Below are 16449 nucleotides of genomic sequence, written 5' to 3'. Positions count from 1 at the left end.
TCGTTGCAAGAGAGCAGGCTCAGACCGTCCGCGGTGCGCGGGCGGGCTCCTAGGCTCGGACGGCCGCCAGGCAGGCATGGGCGAGCATGCCTGCCGCCAGAACGAGCACTGCACCATGGGAAAGGCCGGGCGGATCGTGACCATCCGCCCCCACCACGACACCCAGGCCGCCGCCCGCCACCGACCCCGCCTGGCAGGACGAATACCGCCAGTGGCGCCCCCTGGTCGAGCGCGGCATCGCCTGGCTCACCCGCGGCAGCCGCAGACTCCGCTACCGCGGCACCCGCAAGAACGACGCCTGGCTCCATACCCGAGCCGCCGCCCTCAACCTCCGCCGACTGATCAACCTCGGACTCGACATCACCGACGGCATCTGGACGATCAACACAGCCGCCGCATAACCAGCGGAGCCGTCCGGCCTCCAGCCAGACGACCCCACACAAAGATCTTCAGAAATCTCCTAGGCGAACGTATAGTCAGCTTCCGATCCGCTACAGACCGCCCTCAAACCCAAGTGACGTCAGTCACACGCAGAGGTTGGAAAGGGACACGATGGCTCACTGCAACGCGACACGGCGCCAAGGCTTAGCCCGCTTGTAAAGCGACACGACCTGCGTGGGACACAGCATGTGCCGCGACACCGTCGTCCCGCAAGACGCACAGCTATCTCGACCTCGACACCGGGCTCGGCTTCGACTCGCAGATCGTCGTCAAGGTCAACGCGCCCGAGCTGCTGCGCCGCCACCTCTCCTCCAGCCGGTGGCAGGGGGCGCACATCGCCATGGGCACCAACGTCGACTGCTACCAGCGGGCCGAGGGCCGCTACCGGCTGATGCCGGGGATCATCGAGGCGCTGCGCGACCACGCCAACCCGTTCTCCATCCTCACCAAGGGCACGCTGATCCTGCGCGACCTGGAGCTGCTCCAGCAGGCGTCCGAGGTGACCCCCGTCGGCATCTCCGTCTCCGTGGGGTTCGTGGACGACGCGCTGTGGCGCACGGTCGAGCCGGGCACGCCCGCGCCCGAGCGCCGCCTCGACGTCGTACGGACGCTGACCGACCACGGGATCGGCTGCGGGGTCCTGATGGCGCCCGTCATCCCCTTCCTCGGGGACCACCCCGACCAGCTGCGCGCCACCGTCCGCGCGATCGCCGCCTCGGGCGCGACCTCGGTGACCCCGCTGGTGCTCCATCTGCGGCCGGGGGCGCGCGAGTGGTTCATGGCGTGGCTCGCCGAGCACCATCCGCATCTGGTGCGGCGGTACGAGCGGCTGTACGCGGAGGGGGCGTACGCGCCGAAGTGGTACCAGCGCCGGATCACCCGCCACGTACACGAGCTGGCCACCGAGTTCGGCATCGGACCGGCGCACCGGGGCGCGGCCCGGCGCATTCCGCAGCGCGTGGAGCCGGAACCGGAACCGGCCGGTCCGACGCAGCTGACCCTGCTCTGACCAAATCCCGATGTCCCGTTGTCAGTGGCATGGTTCAGGATGGACGCATGACTTCACTCACGCACATCGCCACCCCGGACGGCGTCGCACCCGGCGTCAACTACAGCCATGTGGTGTGGGGCACCGGCCGGTTCATCGCGATATCCGGCCAGTGCGCCTTCGACGAGAAGGGCAACGTGGTCGGGGAGGGCGACCCGGTGGCGCAGGCGCGGCAGATCTTCGAGAACCTGCGCCGCTGCCTCCAGGCCGCGGGGGCGACCTTCGACGACGTGGTGAAGCTGACCGTCTTCGTCACCGACATCGCCCACCTCCCCGCGATCCGCGAGGTCCGGGACGAACACCTCGCCGGCGGACGCCTCCCCGCGAGCTCGGCGGTGCAGGTGGTCTCGCTGTTCCGCCCCGAACTCCTGATGGAGATAGAGGCGTTCGCGGTGGTCGCCGACCGTTGACCCGTTGTGCGAGGCGCCTGAGTAGCCTTGGGGTGAGGCTCTGAGCGCCTTACGCAAGGCGTCGGAGGGGGTTCACGTCATGCGTTCCGAGGGCGTTCACGGCATGCGTTTCGTGATGCGTCTGAGCGCCACCGCGGCCGCCGATGCGAGACGGGGGCGGGACAGTGCCGTCTCCAGGATCTCGACCGCGCGTTTGTCGCCCAGCTCCCCCAGCCCTTCCACGCACGCGAGCGCCACCCGCCAGTAAGGGGTGTGCGGCGAGAGCAGCGGGCGCAGGGTGGTGAGCAGTGCCGGTACGGACTCCGGGGCGCGCAGGGCGGTGAGCAGCCGCACCGGCTGCAGGGCGTACGCCGTGCGCAGCTCGTTCGTGGCGAGCGCCGCGGCCGCCCGCGCCGTACGCGGGTCGCCGAGCCGGGCCAGGGCGTGCGCGGCGGAGACACAGCGCTCCGGGTCCCGGTGGTTGAGCAGCAGCACCAGCGACTCGAAGGCCCGCCGGTCCCCCGCGCAGCCGAGCCGGAAGGCCGCGATCTCCCGCGCCCACAGCGGCCGTTCGCGCTCGGTGAGCACGGCCGCGAGCTCGTCGTGGTCCCGGGTCGAGAGCAGCCGCTCGTACGCCGCCACCGCGTCCGACGCCCTGGCCTCGTCCCGCAGCCGGTCCGCCAGGGACCGCAGCTCCTCGTCCATGCGGGAAGGGTAGTGGCCCGTCGCGGCAGCGGGAGGGGGCCGGGCGTGAGAGGGGCGAGCCAGATCACATCGACTGCCTACCCCCGCCCTATGGCGCGCTCGTTACTCACCAGTTAATCTCAAGTGAGCGGGCACCCCCCGCGAACTCCGGTGGCCTGGTGACGCAGCCACCGCGAGTGTTCGTCGGTTCGGCATGTTTCACGGCGTGGCCCCGGGACCGGGTCCGTCGGCCCTCAGCACCACCACGACACACACTCCCGCACGCCGTGCGCCGCTTCGCGCACCCGCGTCGTCGACCTCGTCCTCCTTGACGCCTTCGTCGACGCCTCCGTGACAGCCGGATGCCGGTCGCGTGCGCCCTCTCCTCAGTCGTCACTCACCCTGGAGTCCCGTGATGGACACCCCCCTGAACACCGTCGCCGTGGTCGGTCTCGGCACCATGGGCACCGGCATCGCCGACGTGCTCACCCGCGCGGGCCGCGAGGTCATCGGCATCGACATCAGCGAGCAGGCGGCCCGCCGCGCCGTGGCCTCCCTGGAGGCGTCCACCGCCCGGGCCGTGGCCCGCGAGCGCATCACCGAGGAGGAGCGGCGCGACATCCTCGCCCGGTTCCGCACCTTCACCGACCTCCAGGCGGCGGCCGACGCCGAGCTGGTCATCGAGGTCGTGCCGGAGACGTACGAGCTCAAGCAGCAGGTCTTCGCGGCCCTGGACTCCATCGTCGCGCCCACCGCGATCCTGGCGACCGGCACCAACGCCCTCTCCGTGACCCGGCTCGCCGCCGAGTCGGCGCACCCCGAGCGCGTCCTCGGGCTGCACTTCTTCAACCCGGCGCCGGCCATGAAGCTCGTCGAGGTGGTCTCCTCGGTGCTGACCGCGCCGCCCGCCGTGGAGGCGGTCACCCGGCTCGCCCTCGACCTCGGCAAGGAGCCGGTCGCGGTCGGCGACCGCCCGGGCTTCGTCGCCGACGGGCTGCTCTTCGGCTACCTCAACCAGGCCGCCGCGATGTACGAGTCGAAGTACGCCTCCCGCGAGGACATCGACGCCGCGATGAAGCTGGGCTGCGGACTGCCGATGGGCCCGCTCGAACTGCTCGACCTGATCGGCATCGACACCGCCCGCACGGTCCTGGAGGCGATGTACACCGACTCGCACGACCGGCTGCACGCCCCCGCGCCCATCCTCGGCCAGCTCGCCGAGGCGGGCCTGACCGGCCGCAAGGCGGGCCGCGGCTTCTACACGTACGAGGGCCCGGGCAGCTCCGCCGTGGTCGCCGACGCGCAAACCCCCTCGTCCATCGCCGGCACCGGCGGCGGCCGCGAGATCCGTTCGGTCGGCGTGGCCGGGTCCGGGACCATGGCCTCCGGCATCGCGGAGGTCTTCGCCAAGGCCGGGTACGACGTGGTGCTCGCCGCACGCGGCCTGGAGAAGGCCGAGACCGCCAAGTCCCGTATCGCCAAGTCGCTCAGCCGCTCTGTCGACAAGGGCCGGATGACGGCCGAGGCCCGTGACGAGACGCTCGCCCGCATCACCCCGGCCGGTGCTCTGGAGGCGTTCGCCGAGGTGGACCTGGCCGTGGAGGCGGTCGCCGAGGACCTGGGGATCAAGCAGCAGCTGTTCGCGACCCTGGACAAGATCTGCAAGCCGGGCGCGGTGCTCGCCACCACCACGTCCTCGCTGCCGGTCGTCGCCTGTGCCCGCGCCACCTCGCGCCCGCAGGACGTCATCGGGATGCACTTCTTCAACCCGGCGCCCGCGATGAAGCTGGTCGAGGTGGTCCGTACCGTCCTGACCTCGGACGAGGTGCACGCCACCGTCCGCCAGGTCACCGCGAAGATCCGCAAGCACCCGGTGGACTGCGGCGACCGGGCCGGGTTCATCGTGAACGCGCTGCTCTTCCCGTACCTCAACAACGCGATCAAGATGGTCCAGGAGCACTACGCCTCGCTCGACGACATCGACGCGGCGATGCGGCTCGGCGGCGGCTACCCGATGGGGCCGTTCGAACTCCTCGACGTGGTCGGTCTCGACGTCTCCCTGGCCATCGAGAAGGTGCTGCACGCCGAGTTCCGCGACCCGGGCCTGGCACCCGCCCCGCTCCTGGAGCACCTGGTCGCGGCCGGGTGCCTGGGCCGCAAGACGGGGCGTGGATTCCGCGAGTATGCCCGGCGCTGAGCCGGGGGGCTCCCCGGGCCACCGGCCCGGGGAGGGCTGGGGAGGGCTGCTCGATCCGTCGGGCGGTCCGCCCCCGCGAGCGCGACTTCCTGCACATATGCAGTACGTTCGGTCCATGCCCCAGCCCGCTGCCTCATCGAAACGGCCGACCCGCACGTCCGCCGCGCCCGACGCCCCGGAAAGTGCCGCCGGCAGCCGCGCGGCCGCCCAGCGGCTCAAAATGCGCCGCGAGCTGGCAGCCGCGGCAATGGAGCTCTTCTCGGCCAAGGGGTACGAGGCCACCACGGTCGACGAGATCGCGGCCCGCGCCGGGGTGGCCCGCCGCACCTTCTTCCGCCACTTCCGCTCCAAGGAAGAGGCGATCTTCCCCGACCACGACGACACCCTCGTACGGGCCGAGGCGGTGCTCAACGCGGCTCCCCCGCACGAGCATCCGCTGGACACGGTGTGCCGGGGGATCAAGGAGGTCATGAAGATGTACGCCTCCTCCCCCTCGGTCTCCGTGGCGCGCTACAAGCTGACCCGTGAGGTGCCCACCCTGCGGGAGGCGGAGATCGCCTCGGTGGCCCGTTACGAGCGGCTCTTCACCCGCTATCTGCTCGGCCACTTCGACGAGCACGACCACCACGCCGGCAACGACGACCCGCTGCTCGCGGAGGTGGCCGCCTCCGCGGTCGTCACCGCGCACAACCACGTGCTGCGGCGCTGGCTGCGGGCCGGCGGCCAGGGCGACGTGGAGACCCAGCTCGACCACGCCTTCGCGATCGTCCGGGACACCTTCGGCTCCGGGATCGGGGCGGGGCGCACCGCCAAGCCGAAGCCCGCCGCCGCGTCGGTCTCCACCAGCGACGAGGTGCTGGTCGCGGTGGCGCGTACGGACGCTCCGCTGGACGAGATCATGCAGTCGATCAAGAAGGCGCTCCGGCAGCGCTGAAACGGAACCCATTCCGGCACACCCGGACGAAAGCCGCCCCACCGGGGCGGCTTTCCTCGTTTCTGGAAGGTTTCCGGAAGCGGAATCGATCGATCATCGCTCATCGGTGCAGGTCATTACGCAATTGAGAGAAATTGTTGGCACGCAGTGTCTTGCCGACTGGCACCGCGTGCCATACGTTGATGTTGTCCGGGCGGCCGGCGTGCAGAGACCTTTCGTACGCCGGCTGTCCCCGCAAGCTTCCCAGCGAGCGCGCCCGGACGCCTGCGTCACAGGCACCCTCCCGCGCCCACCAGGCGCCGCCGATCCCGTAGTACCGCCGAACCGACGGCACACCTCCACAGCAGCAGTCCCCTCAGCGTTCCCAACGCGCTTCGCCGGAGGCAACACCGTGAAGGAAATCCTGGACGCGATTCAGTCGCAGGACAGCACCGCCGCAGACATCGCGGCTCTGCCCATCCCCGAGTCGTACCGCGCGATCACCGTGCACAAGGACGAGGCGGAGATGTTCGCCGGGCTCGCCACCCGGGACAAGGACCCGCGCAAGTCGCTGCACCTCGACGAGGTGCCGGTCCCCGAACTCGGCCCCGGCGAGGCCCTGGTGGCCGTCATGGCCTCCTCGGTCAACTACAACTCGGTGTGGACCTCGATCTTCGAGCCGGTGTCGACGTTCAGCTTCCTGGAGCGCTACGGCAGGCTCAGCGAGCTCAGCAAGCGCCACGACCTGCCGTACCACGTCATCGGCTCGGACCTGGCGGGCGTCGTCCTGCGCACCGGGCCGGGCGTCAACTCCTGGAAGCCCGGGGACGAGGTCGTCGCACACTGCCTCTCCGTCGAGCTGGAGTCCAGCGACGGCCACAACGACACGATGCTCGACCCCGAGCAGCGGATCTGGGGCTTCGAGACGAACTTCGGCGGCCTCGCCGAGATCGCGCTCGTCAAGTCCAACCAGCTGATGCCCAAGCCGGACCACCTCAGCTGGGAGGAGGCCGCCTCCCCCGGTCTGGTGAACTCCACCGCCTACCGCCAGCTCGTCTCCCGCAACGGCGCCGGGATGAAGCAGGGTGACAACGTCCTGATCTGGGGCGCCAGCGGCGGACTCGGCTCGTACGCCACGCAGTTCGCGCTGGCCGGCGGCGCCAACCCCATCTGTGTGGTCTCCAGCCCCGAGAAGGCCGACATCTGCCGGGCCATGGGCGCCGACGCCGTCATCGACCGCAACGCCGAGGGTTACAAGTTCTGGAAGGACGAGCACACCCAGGACCCGAAGGAGTGGAAGCGCTTCGGCAAGCGCATCCGCGAACTCACCGGCGGCGAGGACATCGACATCGTCTTCGAGCACCCCGGCCGCGAGACCTTCGGTGCGAGCGTCTACGTCACCCGCAAGGGCGGCACCATCACCACCTGCGCCTCGACCTCGGGCTACATGCACGAGTACGACAACCGCTACCTGTGGATGTCCCTGAAGCGCATCATCGGCTCGCACTTCGCCAACTACCGCGAGGCCTGGGAGGCCAACCGGCTGATCGCCAAGGGCAAGATCCACCCGACCCTCTCCAAGGTGTACTCGCTGGAGGAGACCGGGCAGGCCGCCTACGACGTCCACCGCAACCTCCACCAGGGCAAGGTCGGCGTCCTCGCCCTCGCCCCCCGCGAGGGTCTGGGCGTCCGCGACCACGAACTCCGTGCCAAGCACCTCGACGCCATCAACCGCTTCCGCAACATCTGAGCACGGAGCGACATATGACTGAGCGTCAGAAGGACCGGCCCTGGCTCATGCGGACGTACGCCGGTCACTCGACCGCCGAGGCGTCCAACGAGCTCTACCGGCGCAACCTCGCCAAGGGTCAGACCGGCCTGTCGGTCGCCTTCGACCTGCCGACGCAGACCGGCTACGACCCGGACCACATCCTCGCCCGCGGCGAAGTGGGCCGGGTCGGGGTCCCGGTGTCCCATCTCGGTGACATGCGGCGGCTGTTCCAGGACATCCCCCTGGAGCAGATGAACACCTCGATGACCATCAACGCCACGGCGATGTGGCTGCTGGCCATGTACCAGGTGGTCGCCGAGGAGCAGGGCGCCGACATCACCAAGCTCCAGGGCACGACGCAGAACGACATCGTCAAGGAGTACCTGTCGCGCGGGACGCACGTCTTCCCGCCCGGTCCGTCGCTGCGACTGACCACCGACATGATCACCTACACGGTCAACCACATCCCCAAGTGGAACCCGATCAACATCTGCAGCTACCACCTCCAGGAGGCGGGGGCCACCCCGGTCCAGGAGATCTCGTACGCGATGTCCACCGCGATCGCCGTGCTCGACGCGGTGTTCGCGTCCGGGCAGGTGCCCGAGGACCGCAAGGGCGAGGTGGTCGCGCGGATCTCGTTCTTCGTGAACGCGGGCGTCCGGTTCATCGAGGAGATGTGCAAGATGCGGGCGTTCGGCCGCATCTGGGACAAGGTGACGCGGGAGCGGTACGGCATCGAGGATGCCAAGCAGCGCCGCTTCCGCTACGGCGTCCAGGTCAACTCGCTGGGTCTGACCGAGGCGCAGCCGGAGAACAACGTCCAGCGGATCGTCCTGGAGATGCTGGCCGTGACGCTGTCGAAGGACGCCCGCGCGCGGGCCGTCCAGCTCCCCGCCTGGAACGAGGCGCTCGGTCTGCCGCGCCCGTGGGACCAGCAGTGGTCGCTGCGGATCCAGCAGGTCCTCGCACACGAGAGCGACCTACTGGAGTACGAGGACATCTTCGCCGGGTCGCACGTCATCGAGGCCAAGGTCGACTCGCTGGTCGAGGAGTGCCTGGCCGAGATCGAGCGGATCCAGCAGATGGGCGGCGCGATGGCGGCCGTCGAGTCCGGCTACCTCAAGTCGCAGCTGGTCTCCGCGCACGCCGAGCGCCGGGCGCGCATCGAGGGCGGCGAGGAGAAGATCGTCGGCGTCAACTGCTACGAGTCGACCGAGCCCAACCCGCTCACCGCCGACCTGGACGCCGCGATCATGACGGTCGACCCGGCCAACGAGGCGCGGGTGGTGGCCAAGCTCCACGAGTGGCGCGACAACCGGGACGAGACCCGGGCCTCGGAGGCGCTGGCGGCGCTGAAGAAGGCGGCCGCCGGGTCGGAGAACCTGATGGCCGCGACCCTGGAGTGCGTCCGATCGGGCGTCACCACGGGCGAGTGGTCGTGGGCGCTGCGCGACGTCTTCGGCGAGTTCCGGGCGCCGACCGGGGTCTCGTCGGCCCCGGTCGCGGTCACGGCCGAGGCGGGCACGCCGCTGGCGCTGGTGCGCGAGAAGGTGACCCGTACGGCCGACGAGCTCGGCTCCGGCCGGCTGCGCCTCCTTGTGGGCAAGCCGGGCCTGGACGGGCACTCCAACGGGGCCGAGCAGATCGCCGTACGCGCGCGTGACGCCGGCTTCGAGGTGGTCTACCAGGGGATCCGGCTGACCCCCGAGCAGATCGTCAACGCCGCTCTGGCGGAGGATGTGCACTGCGTGGGCCTCTCGATCCTGTCCGGCTCGCACGCCGAGCTGGTCCCGGACGTGCTGGCGCGGCTGCGCGAGGCCGGCGCTCCCGACATCCCGGTGATCGTCGGGGGGATCATCCCGCCGGCGGACGCCGAGGAGCTGTGCAAGGCGGGTGTGGCCGCCGTATTCACCCCGAAGGACTTCGGTATCACGGAGATCATCGGCCGTATCGTCGACGAGATCCGGAAAGCGAACAAGCTCGACCCTCTGGAGGTCCCCGCATGACTGCTGTGAACCGTCTCCGCCCGCGCCGTTCGTGCCTGGCCGTCCCGGGCTCGAACCCGCGCTTCCTGGAGAAGGCCCAGGGCCTCCCCGCCGACCAGGTCTTCCTCGACCTGGAGGACGCCTGTGCGCCGCTCGCCAAGCCGGAGGCCCGGCACACCATCGTGAAGTTCCTGAACGAGGGTGACTGGACCGGCAAGACCCGGGTCGTGCGGGTCAACGACTGGACGACCGAGTGGACGTACCGCGATGTCGTGACGGTCGTCGAGGGCGCGGGACACAACCTCGACTGCATCATGCTGCCGAAGGTGCAGACCGCCGAGCAGGTCGTCGCGCTCGACCTCCTCCTCACCCAGATCGAGAAGACGATGGGCTTCGAGGTCGGCAAGATCGGCATCGAGGCGCAGATCGAGAACGCGCAGGGCCTCAACAACGTCAACGCGATCGCCCAGGCCTCCCAGCGGGTCGAGACGATCATCTTCGGCCCGGCCGACTTCATGGCCTCGATCAACATGAAGTCGCTGGTCGTGGGCGAGCAGCCGCCCGGGTACCCGGCGGACGCGTACCACTTCATCCTGATGAAGATCCTGATGGCCGCCCGCGCCAACAACCTCCAGGCGATCGACGGCCCCTACCTCCAGATCAAGAACATCGACGGCTACAAGGCGGTCGCCCAGCGCGCCGCCGCCCTCGGCTTCGACGGCAAGTGGGTGCTGCACCCCGGCCAGGTCGAGGCGGCCAACGAGGTCTTCTCGCCCTCGCAGGACGACTACGACCACGCCGAGCTCATCCTCGACGCGTACGAGTACTTCACCTCCGAGGCGGGCGGCAAGAAGGGCTCGGCGATGCTCGGCGACGAGATGATCGACGAGGCCAGCCGCAAGATGGCGCTGGTCATCTCGGGCAAGGGCCGGGCGGCCGGTATGCAGCGCACGTCGAAGTTCGAGATCCCGGAGGCGTAACACCATGCAGTTCGGCCGCACCTACGAAGAGTTCACCGTCGGCGACGTGTACAAGCACTGGCCCGGGAAGACGGTGACGGAGTACGACGACCACCTCTTCTGTCTGCTCACCATGAACCACCACCCGCTCCACATGGACACCAACTATGCGGAGAAGACGACCGACTTCGGCAAGAACGTCGTCGTGGGCAACTACATCTACTCGCTGCTGCTCGGTATGAGCGTGCCGGACGTGTCCGGCAAGGCGATCGCCAACCTGGAGGTCGAGTCGCTCAAGCACGTGGCGCCGACCTTCCACGGCGACACCATCTACGGCGAGACGACGGTCCTCGACAAGACGCCCTCCAAGTCCAAGTCGGACCGCGGGATCGTCTACGTCGAGACCAAGGGCTACAAGCAGGACGGCACGCTGGTGTGCGTGTTCCGCCGCAAGGTGATGGTCCCCACCGAGACGTACATCAAGGAGCGCGGCGGCGAGCAGCCCGGCCGCCCGGAGCTGAAGCAGCAGGAGAAGTAGCCATGGCCCGTCTCGCGCAGACCGCCGGTCTGACCGACGTCCAGCAGGAAATCCTGGCCACCGTCCGGGACTTCGTCGACAAGGAGATCATTCCGGTCGCGACCCAGCTGGAGCACAAGGACGAGTACCCCACGCAGATCGTCGAAGGCCTCAAGGAGCTCGGCCTGTTCGGGCTGATGATCCCGGAGGAGTACGGCGGTCTGGGCGAGTCGCTCCTGACGTACGCGCTGTGCGTCGAGGAGATCGCGCGTGGCTGGATGTCGGTCTCCGGCATCATCAACACGCACTTCATCGTGGCGTACATGCTCAAGCAGCACGGCACCCAGGAGCAGAAGGACACCTTCCTGCCCCGGATGGCGCTGGGCGAGGTGCGCGGCGCGTTCTCGATGTCGGAGCCGGCGCTCGGCTCGGATGTGTCGGCGATCACGTCCAAGGGCGTCAGGGACGGCGACGAGTACGTCCTGAACGGTCAGAAGATGTGGCTGACGAACGGCGGAACGTCGTCGCTGGTGGCCGTTCTGTGCCGAAGTGACGAAGGACACCCCGAGGGCACGGCCCCCCACAAGTCGATGACGACCTTCCTGGTGGAGAAGGAGCCCGGCTTCGGCGAGGTCCGCCCCGGCCTGACCATCCCCGGCAAGATCGACAAGATGGGTTACAAGGGCGTCGACACGACCGAACTCATCATGGACGGACTGCGCATTCCGGCCAATCGGGTCCTCGGCGGGGTCACCGGCCGAGGGTTTTACCAAATGATGGACGGCGTCGAGGTCGGCCGCGTCAACGTCGCGGCCCGTGGTTGCGGCGTCGCTCAGCGTGCATTTGAGCTGGGTGTCTCGTATGCCCAGCAACGTCACACTTTCGGCAAAGCTATCGCTCAGCACCAGGCGATTCAGTTCAAGCTGGCCGAGATGGCTACCAAGGTCGAGGCCGCTCATGCCATGATGGTCAACGCAGCACGCAAAAAGGACTCCGGGGAACGAAACGACCTTGAAGCAGGGATGGCGAAGTACCTCGCCTCCGAATACTGCAAGGAGGTCGTGGAGGACGCCTTCCGTATCCACGGTGGCTACGGCTTCTCGAAGGAGTACGAGATCGAGCGCCTGTACCGCGAGGCGCCGATGCTGCTCATCGGTGAAGGTACCGCCGAGATCCAAAAAATGATCATTGGGCGTCGGCTTCTCGAAGAGTACCGATTCCAGGGTTGATTGCCGCTTTTAGGTCGGTTTGGCCGCGAAGTAGCTCACACCCTGTAGGCGATTTCTGAGGGCTTCCGGCCGACCGACTCGGCTTCTGGCTTTCCCAGTTGCGGCTCGCAACCGATAGCATCGCTGGTAAACCAGCCGCCGTCCCCCACTTGCCAGCGCGGCATCATCCGCTACGAAGGTCATCCATGCCCCACAGCCAAACCTCTGCATCTCGCGACGGTTTCCTCCAGGGACGTCTTGCTCGCGGAGCATCGCCGTGGCTTCTGCCGACCGTCGCCACCGCAGCCCTCAGCCTCGCCCGCGCGCGCCGCTCCGGCGCCGCCAAGGCCGTGGCCGTGCCCGCCACCGCGCTCGCGGCGGGCATGCTGTGGTTCTTCCGCGACCCCGAGCGCGAGATCGCAACCGGGCGGGTCATCTCCCCCGCCGACGGCGTGGTGCAGAGCATCATGCCGTGGAAGGACGGACGCACCCGCGTCGCGATCTTCATGAGCCCGCTGAACGTCCACGTCAACCGCGCGCCCCTGGCCGGCACGGTGACGTCCGTCGAGCACGTGCCCGGCGGGTTCGTACCGGCGTTCAACAAGGAGAGCGAGAACAACGAGCGCGTTGTCTGGCACTTCGACACCGAGCTCGGCGACATCGAGATGGTGCAGATCGCGGGTGCGGTGGCGCGGCGGATCGTCCCCTACATCCCCCAGGGCACCAAGGTGGAGCAGGGCGAGCGGATCGGTCTCATCCGGTTCGGCTCCCGCGTCGACATCTATCTTCCGGAGGGGGTCGAGGTCGCTGTCGAGGTCGGGCAGAAGACCACTGCGGGGGTGACTCGAATTGACCGTGATTGATCCGGATACCCAGACCGACTGGGTGCCGGGCGCGGACGCCGACGACGACGCCGAGGAGATGCCCCTCTCCCTGCGGCTGTCGATAGCGGACACCCTCACGCTCGGCAACGCGACCTGCGGGTTCATGGCGGTGTACTTCACCACCACCGGGATCCTCATCCCGCACCTGTCGGGCAGCGCCGAGACCGGCATGGCGCGGCACTCCGCCGCCACCGCCGTGATCCTGATGCTGCTCGCGGCGATCTTCGACCTCTGCGACGGCCTGGTCGCGCGGAAGCTGCGGAGCTCGCCGATGGGCGCCGAGCTGGACAACCTCTCGGACCTGATCAGCTTCGGGCTCGCCCCGGCGTACTTCGTGCTCGTGTACGGCATGGTCGCGGACGACGCCCACCAGCGCGTCGCGGCCGTGGCGGCGATCACGGTGCTGCTGGCGGTCGTGCTGCGACTGGCGAGATTCTCCTGCGTGACGATGAAGGACGGCATGTTCCAGGGCATGCCGAGCCCGTTCGGCGCGCTGACCGTCGTCTCGATCGTGCTCCTTGAGCTGCCGTTCGTGCCGACGCTGCTCGCCGTCATAGGAGTGGCGTGGCTGATGGTCAGCCGGGTCGAGTACCCGAAGCCGCGGGGGATCCTCGCGGTGGCCATGCTCAGCTGGATCGTGGGTGCGATGGGGCTGCTGGCAGCCTGGGCGTTCGACGCGCCCGGCGGTCAGCTGCTGCTCCAGACGGGCTGCGTGCTGCAGGTCGTGCTGGGCGCGGTGATTCCCCTGTTCGCCACGGCTCGCCGGGTGAACTCGATCCGCGACAACCGCCGTGAGGCGCGGGCGGCGCAGTTGCCGTAGCGCTTGCGCGCTGTGCGTGAAGGCCCCGGACCATGTGGTCCGGGGCCTTCTTTCATGCTCTTCGGCTGCGGCCCGTGGGGGCTCGTCGCGCAGTTCCCCGCGCCCCTGTGCCGTCCGTTCGCCCGCGGGCCGTCTCTGGTTGCTCGCGCAGTTCCGGGCCCGAAGGGGCGCTTTCAGGGGCGCGGGACTGTGACATCTGCGGCTCCGCCGCGCGGGCGCGACCAGCCCGCTACGGTCCGCAGCCGCACAACCAACCTGACGCACCCCGAACGGAGCGGCGTAAGGGCCACGGTCCGCAGGCGCCCGCTCGGCTCAGGCCAAGAAGTCCTTCGCGATCTGCTCCGCCACCCGTTCCAGCAGCGGCCCCGCCTCGGCCATGGAGCGCGCCGCGTCCGGCTCCAGCGCCGAGAGGGGGTACGCGCGGCGGATTCCGGCCCTGCCGAGGGCCTCCGGGGGCAGGGCCAGGCGGCCGCAGACCGCGACCACCTCGACGCCCTCCGCCCGGGCCGCCGCCGCCACGCCCGCCGGCGCCTTGCCGTGCAGGGTCTGCTCGTCGAGCGAGCCCTCACCCGTGATCACCAGGGTGGCCCGGGCCAGCGCCGGGGCGAAGCCGAGGACGTCCAGCATGACCTCGATGCCCGGCCGGAACGTGGCCCCCAGGGCGACGAGCGCCCCGTACCCGATACCGCCCGCCGCGCCCGCGCCCGGCGCGAGCGCCGCCTCGGCCGCACGGGCGCCCAGGGACGCCTCCAGGACCTCGGCGAAGTGGCCGAGCGCCGCGTCCAGGGCCGCCACGTCCTCGGGCGTCGCGCCCTTCTGCGGCCCGTACACCGCCGGCGCCCCCTTGGGCCCGGTGAGCGGGTTGTCCACGTCGCTGGCCAGGACCAGGTCAACGGAGGCGAAACGGGGGTCGAGGCCGGAGAGGTCCGCCGTCGCCAGCGTCGCCAGCGGGCCGCCGCCCGGTGCCACGGGCTCGCCCGCCGCGTCCAGGAAGCGCGCGCCGAGCGCCGAGAGCATCCCCGCGCCGCCGTCCGTGGTGGCGCTGCCGCCCACCCCGAACACGATGGTGCGCGCGCCCGCGTCGAGCGCGGCGAGCAGCAGCTCGCCCGAGCCGTACGTGGTGGCGGTCAGCGGGGCGAAGACGCCCTCGGGGAGGTGCTGGAGGCCGGACGCCTCCGCCATCTCGACCACGGCGACCCCGTCCCGTACCGCGAAGGCCGCGGTGACCGGGGTGCCGAGCGGGCCGGTGACCCGGGCCTCGCGGCGGTCGAACCCGGCCGCGACCGCCGCCGCGACCGTGCCGTCGCCGCCGTCGGCGACCGGCAGGGTCTCCACCGCAAGACCGGGCACCACCCGCCGGAGCCCGGCCGTCACCCGCTCCGCGACCTGTACGGCCGTGAGCGAGCCCTTGAACTTGTCCGCCGCCACCAGCACGCGCGCGGCTTCCAAAACTGCTCCGTCCGTCACCTTGCTAATCCCTTGCTATCGAACAGGCAGTCGCGCCGCTCACGACCCTAGTCGCCGCGCGCGCCCGTGCCCATAGGCGTCATGCACGGCGGGACGGCGTGCCACCCCACGAAACCTCCATATCGCCGACCGAAGTCGGGCGCCATGAGCACGGATTCGATCGATCATTCCGGCCCCGGCGCCCCGCCCGCCGCTCCCGGGGACCCGGCCCCCGACCTCACCGTCGTCGCGATCGGGGTGGCCGCCGTGGCGGCCGTGGTCGCCTGGGGACGGGCGGATCCGGCTCGGCGCCGACGCTTCGAACCCGAGTTCACCCCGGACGGGCGACGCGGCGCGCACGGCCCTTGAGTACTCGTTCTTCCACTGGACGCTCACCCCCTGGGCGATCTACGGCATGGCGGGGCCGGCCCTCGCGTACGCGGGGTTCCGCAAGGCGCGCGGCAACCGGCTCTCCGCCGCGTCCGTGCCGCTGATCGGCGCGCGGACGGCCGGCCCGGCTTTGCGTGGCGCGTCGGGCTCGGCCTCGAACCAGGGCGGCTGCTCGCGGTCGACTGGGTGCCGGGCCCGGACAGGCCACCGATTGCCGCATACGTGTACGACGGCGGCGTCCCTCACCGGGGAGCGGCTGAAGGCGATCCGCCTCCAGGAGGAGAAGGAGGCTGACGACCACTGGATCTACGTCAGCGCATTCCGTCAACCGGGCTGCCCCCGAAGCCGGTTGGCCGCACAATGTCCCCGTGCCGCATGACGACTACATGGAACTCATCCTCGACGACGGAGCCCGGGTCAGAGTCGAGGTCACGCCGGTCGGCGGGGTCCGGACGGCCCCGGCGGACCGGCCGGACGACGACCTTCCGAGCGGGGTCGGCGGGGCGACACCCGTCGGGCGCGGCGGCGAGCGGGTCGCCGCGCTGGCGACGGACACGCTCGCGGCCGTGCTGCGGCCCCTGGGCCCCTTCCTCCAACAGGTACACGACTCCGTACGCGGCATCCCGGACCCGCCGGACTCCCTCGCGGTCGGCTTCGGTCTCCAGATCGGCCAGGACCTCAAACTCGGCGTCGTGGGGGCCAACGGGCAGGCCAGTATGACCGTTTCGGCCACCTGGCAGCTGCGCCCCGGCGACAGCGCCGGCACCGGAACCGGCACCGGAACTGGCGGCAACTGA

At 69.9% G+C, this 16449-nt stretch carries 14 protein-coding genes and 4 pseudogenes; 16 read left to right on the top strand and 2 right to left on the bottom strand.

The genetic code is table 11. The features are described from left to right. Nucleotides 1-185: 185 nt before the first annotated feature. From AB0G17_RS07495 to AB0G17_RS07485, 3 genes and pseudogenes are all read left to right on the top strand, one after another. Nucleotides 186-401: pseudogene (locus AB0G17_RS07495) on the top strand (transposase); the annotation flags it as partial. Nucleotides 402-646: 245 nt separating this feature from the next. Next, nucleotides 647-1450, top strand: a pseudogene (locus tag AB0G17_RS07490) (radical SAM protein); the annotation flags it as partial. Nucleotides 1451-1497: 47 nt separating this feature from the next. Continuing rightward, nucleotides 1498-1899 carry a RidA family protein gene (locus tag AB0G17_RS07485; RefSeq protein ID WP_361376976.1) on the top strand — a complete coding sequence of 134 codons (402 nt, stop codon included), beginning with the start codon at nucleotides 1498-1500 and terminating at the stop codon, nucleotides 1897-1899. 96 nt (nucleotides 1900-1995) lie between these two features. On the opposite strand, the gene AB0G17_RS07480 is transcribed toward AB0G17_RS07485, so the two are convergent. Then, the gene (locus tag AB0G17_RS07480; RefSeq protein WP_361376973.1) at nucleotides 1996-2583 is read right to left on the bottom strand and encodes an adenylosuccinate lyase; all 588 of its coding nucleotides are present in this window, start codon (nucleotides 2581-2583) and stop codon (nucleotides 1996-1998) included. 394 nt (nucleotides 2584-2977) lie between these two features. Here AB0G17_RS07480 and AB0G17_RS07475 point away from each other — a divergent pair, with 394 nt between their 5' ends. From AB0G17_RS07475 to pssA, 9 genes are all read left to right on the top strand, one after another. Next, on the top strand, nucleotides 2978-4759 hold the full coding sequence (locus AB0G17_RS07475) for a 3-hydroxybutyryl-CoA dehydrogenase (protein WP_361376970.1): 1782 nt from the start codon (nucleotides 2978-2980) through the stop codon (nucleotides 4757-4759). 115 nt (nucleotides 4760-4874) lie between these two features. Then, nucleotides 4875-5693 (top strand): TetR family transcriptional regulator, encoded by an 819-nt coding sequence (locus AB0G17_RS07470; protein WP_361376967.1) that lies wholly within the window; start codon nucleotides 4875-4877, stop codon nucleotides 5691-5693. A gap of 391 nt (nucleotides 5694-6084) precedes the next feature. Next, entirely contained in the window at nucleotides 6085-7422 is a 1338-nt protein-coding gene (ccrA, locus tag AB0G17_RS07465) for a crotonyl-CoA carboxylase/reductase (protein WP_361376964.1), read from the top strand. 14 nt (nucleotides 7423-7436) lie between these two features. Then, nucleotides 7437-9449 carry a protein meaA gene (locus tag AB0G17_RS07460; RefSeq protein WP_361376961.1) on the top strand — a complete coding sequence of 671 codons (2013 nt, stop codon included), beginning with the start codon at nucleotides 7437-7439 and terminating at the stop codon, nucleotides 9447-9449. Then, nucleotides 9446-10408: a CoA ester lyase gene (locus tag AB0G17_RS07455; protein WP_361376958.1), complete on the top strand. Its 963-nt coding sequence runs from the start codon at nucleotides 9446-9448 to the stop codon at nucleotides 10406-10408. The genes AB0G17_RS07460 and AB0G17_RS07455 overlap by 4 nt, the downstream gene beginning before the upstream one ends. A gap of 4 nt (nucleotides 10409-10412) precedes the next feature. Continuing rightward, nucleotides 10413-10925 (top strand): MaoC family dehydratase, encoded by a 513-nt coding sequence (locus AB0G17_RS07450; RefSeq protein ID WP_361376955.1) that lies wholly within the window; start codon nucleotides 10413-10415, stop codon nucleotides 10923-10925. 2 nt (nucleotides 10926-10927) lie between these two features. After that, nucleotides 10928-12133 carry an acyl-CoA dehydrogenase family protein gene (locus AB0G17_RS07445; protein WP_188272373.1) on the top strand — a complete coding sequence of 402 codons (1206 nt, stop codon included), beginning with the start codon at nucleotides 10928-10930 and terminating at the stop codon, nucleotides 12131-12133. Between the two features lie 185 nt (nucleotides 12134-12318). Further along, nucleotides 12319-12975 carry a phosphatidylserine decarboxylase gene (locus AB0G17_RS07440; RefSeq protein ID WP_067166206.1) on the top strand — a complete coding sequence of 219 codons (657 nt, stop codon included), beginning with the start codon at nucleotides 12319-12321 and terminating at the stop codon, nucleotides 12973-12975. Then, complete coding sequence (pssA, locus tag AB0G17_RS07435; RefSeq protein ID WP_190090718.1) at nucleotides 12962-13816, top strand: CDP-diacylglycerol--serine O-phosphatidyltransferase; 855 nt, start codon at nucleotides 12962-12964, stop codon at nucleotides 13814-13816. The genes AB0G17_RS07440 and pssA overlap by 14 nt, the downstream gene beginning before the upstream one ends. A 312-nt stretch (nucleotides 13817-14128) precedes the next feature. On the opposite strand, the gene AB0G17_RS07430 is transcribed toward pssA, so the two are convergent. Beyond that, the gene (locus AB0G17_RS07430) at nucleotides 14129-15265 is read right to left on the bottom strand and encodes a glycerate kinase (RefSeq protein WP_361377205.1); all 1137 of its coding nucleotides are present in this window, start codon (nucleotides 15263-15265) and stop codon (nucleotides 14129-14131) included. Nucleotides 15266-15427: 162 nt separating this feature from the next. Between AB0G17_RS07430 and AB0G17_RS07425 the strand changes: the two genes are divergently transcribed. The 4 genes and pseudogenes from AB0G17_RS07425 to AB0G17_RS07410 all read left to right on the top strand — a co-directional run bounded on the left by AB0G17_RS07425 (nucleotide 15428) and on the right by AB0G17_RS07410 (nucleotide 16449). Next, on the top strand, nucleotides 15428-15631 hold the full coding sequence (locus AB0G17_RS07425) for a hypothetical protein (protein ID WP_361376950.1): 204 nt from the start codon (nucleotides 15428-15430) through the stop codon (nucleotides 15629-15631). Beyond that, nucleotides 15603-15767, top strand: a pseudogene (locus AB0G17_RS07420) (BCCT family transporter); the annotation flags it as partial. The gene AB0G17_RS07425 and the pseudogene AB0G17_RS07420, both read left to right, overlap by 29 nt. A 26-nt stretch (nucleotides 15768-15793) precedes the next feature. Continuing rightward, nucleotides 15794-15938 (top strand): annotated as a pseudogene (locus AB0G17_RS07415) (NUDIX hydrolase); the annotation flags it as partial. A gap of 82 nt (nucleotides 15939-16020) precedes the next feature. Beyond that, entirely contained in the window at nucleotides 16021-16449 is a 429-nt protein-coding gene (locus tag AB0G17_RS07410; RefSeq protein ID WP_361376947.1) for a CU044_2847 family protein, read from the top strand.

The sequence above is a fragment of the Streptomyces sp. NPDC023838 genome (genome assembly GCF_040639555.1).
Taxonomy (GTDB): Bacteria; Actinomycetota; Actinomycetes; order Streptomycetales; family Streptomycetaceae; genus Streptomyces.
Note: the sequence above shows the minus strand (reverse complement) of the source record. Positions and strands in the feature narration are given on the sequence as shown.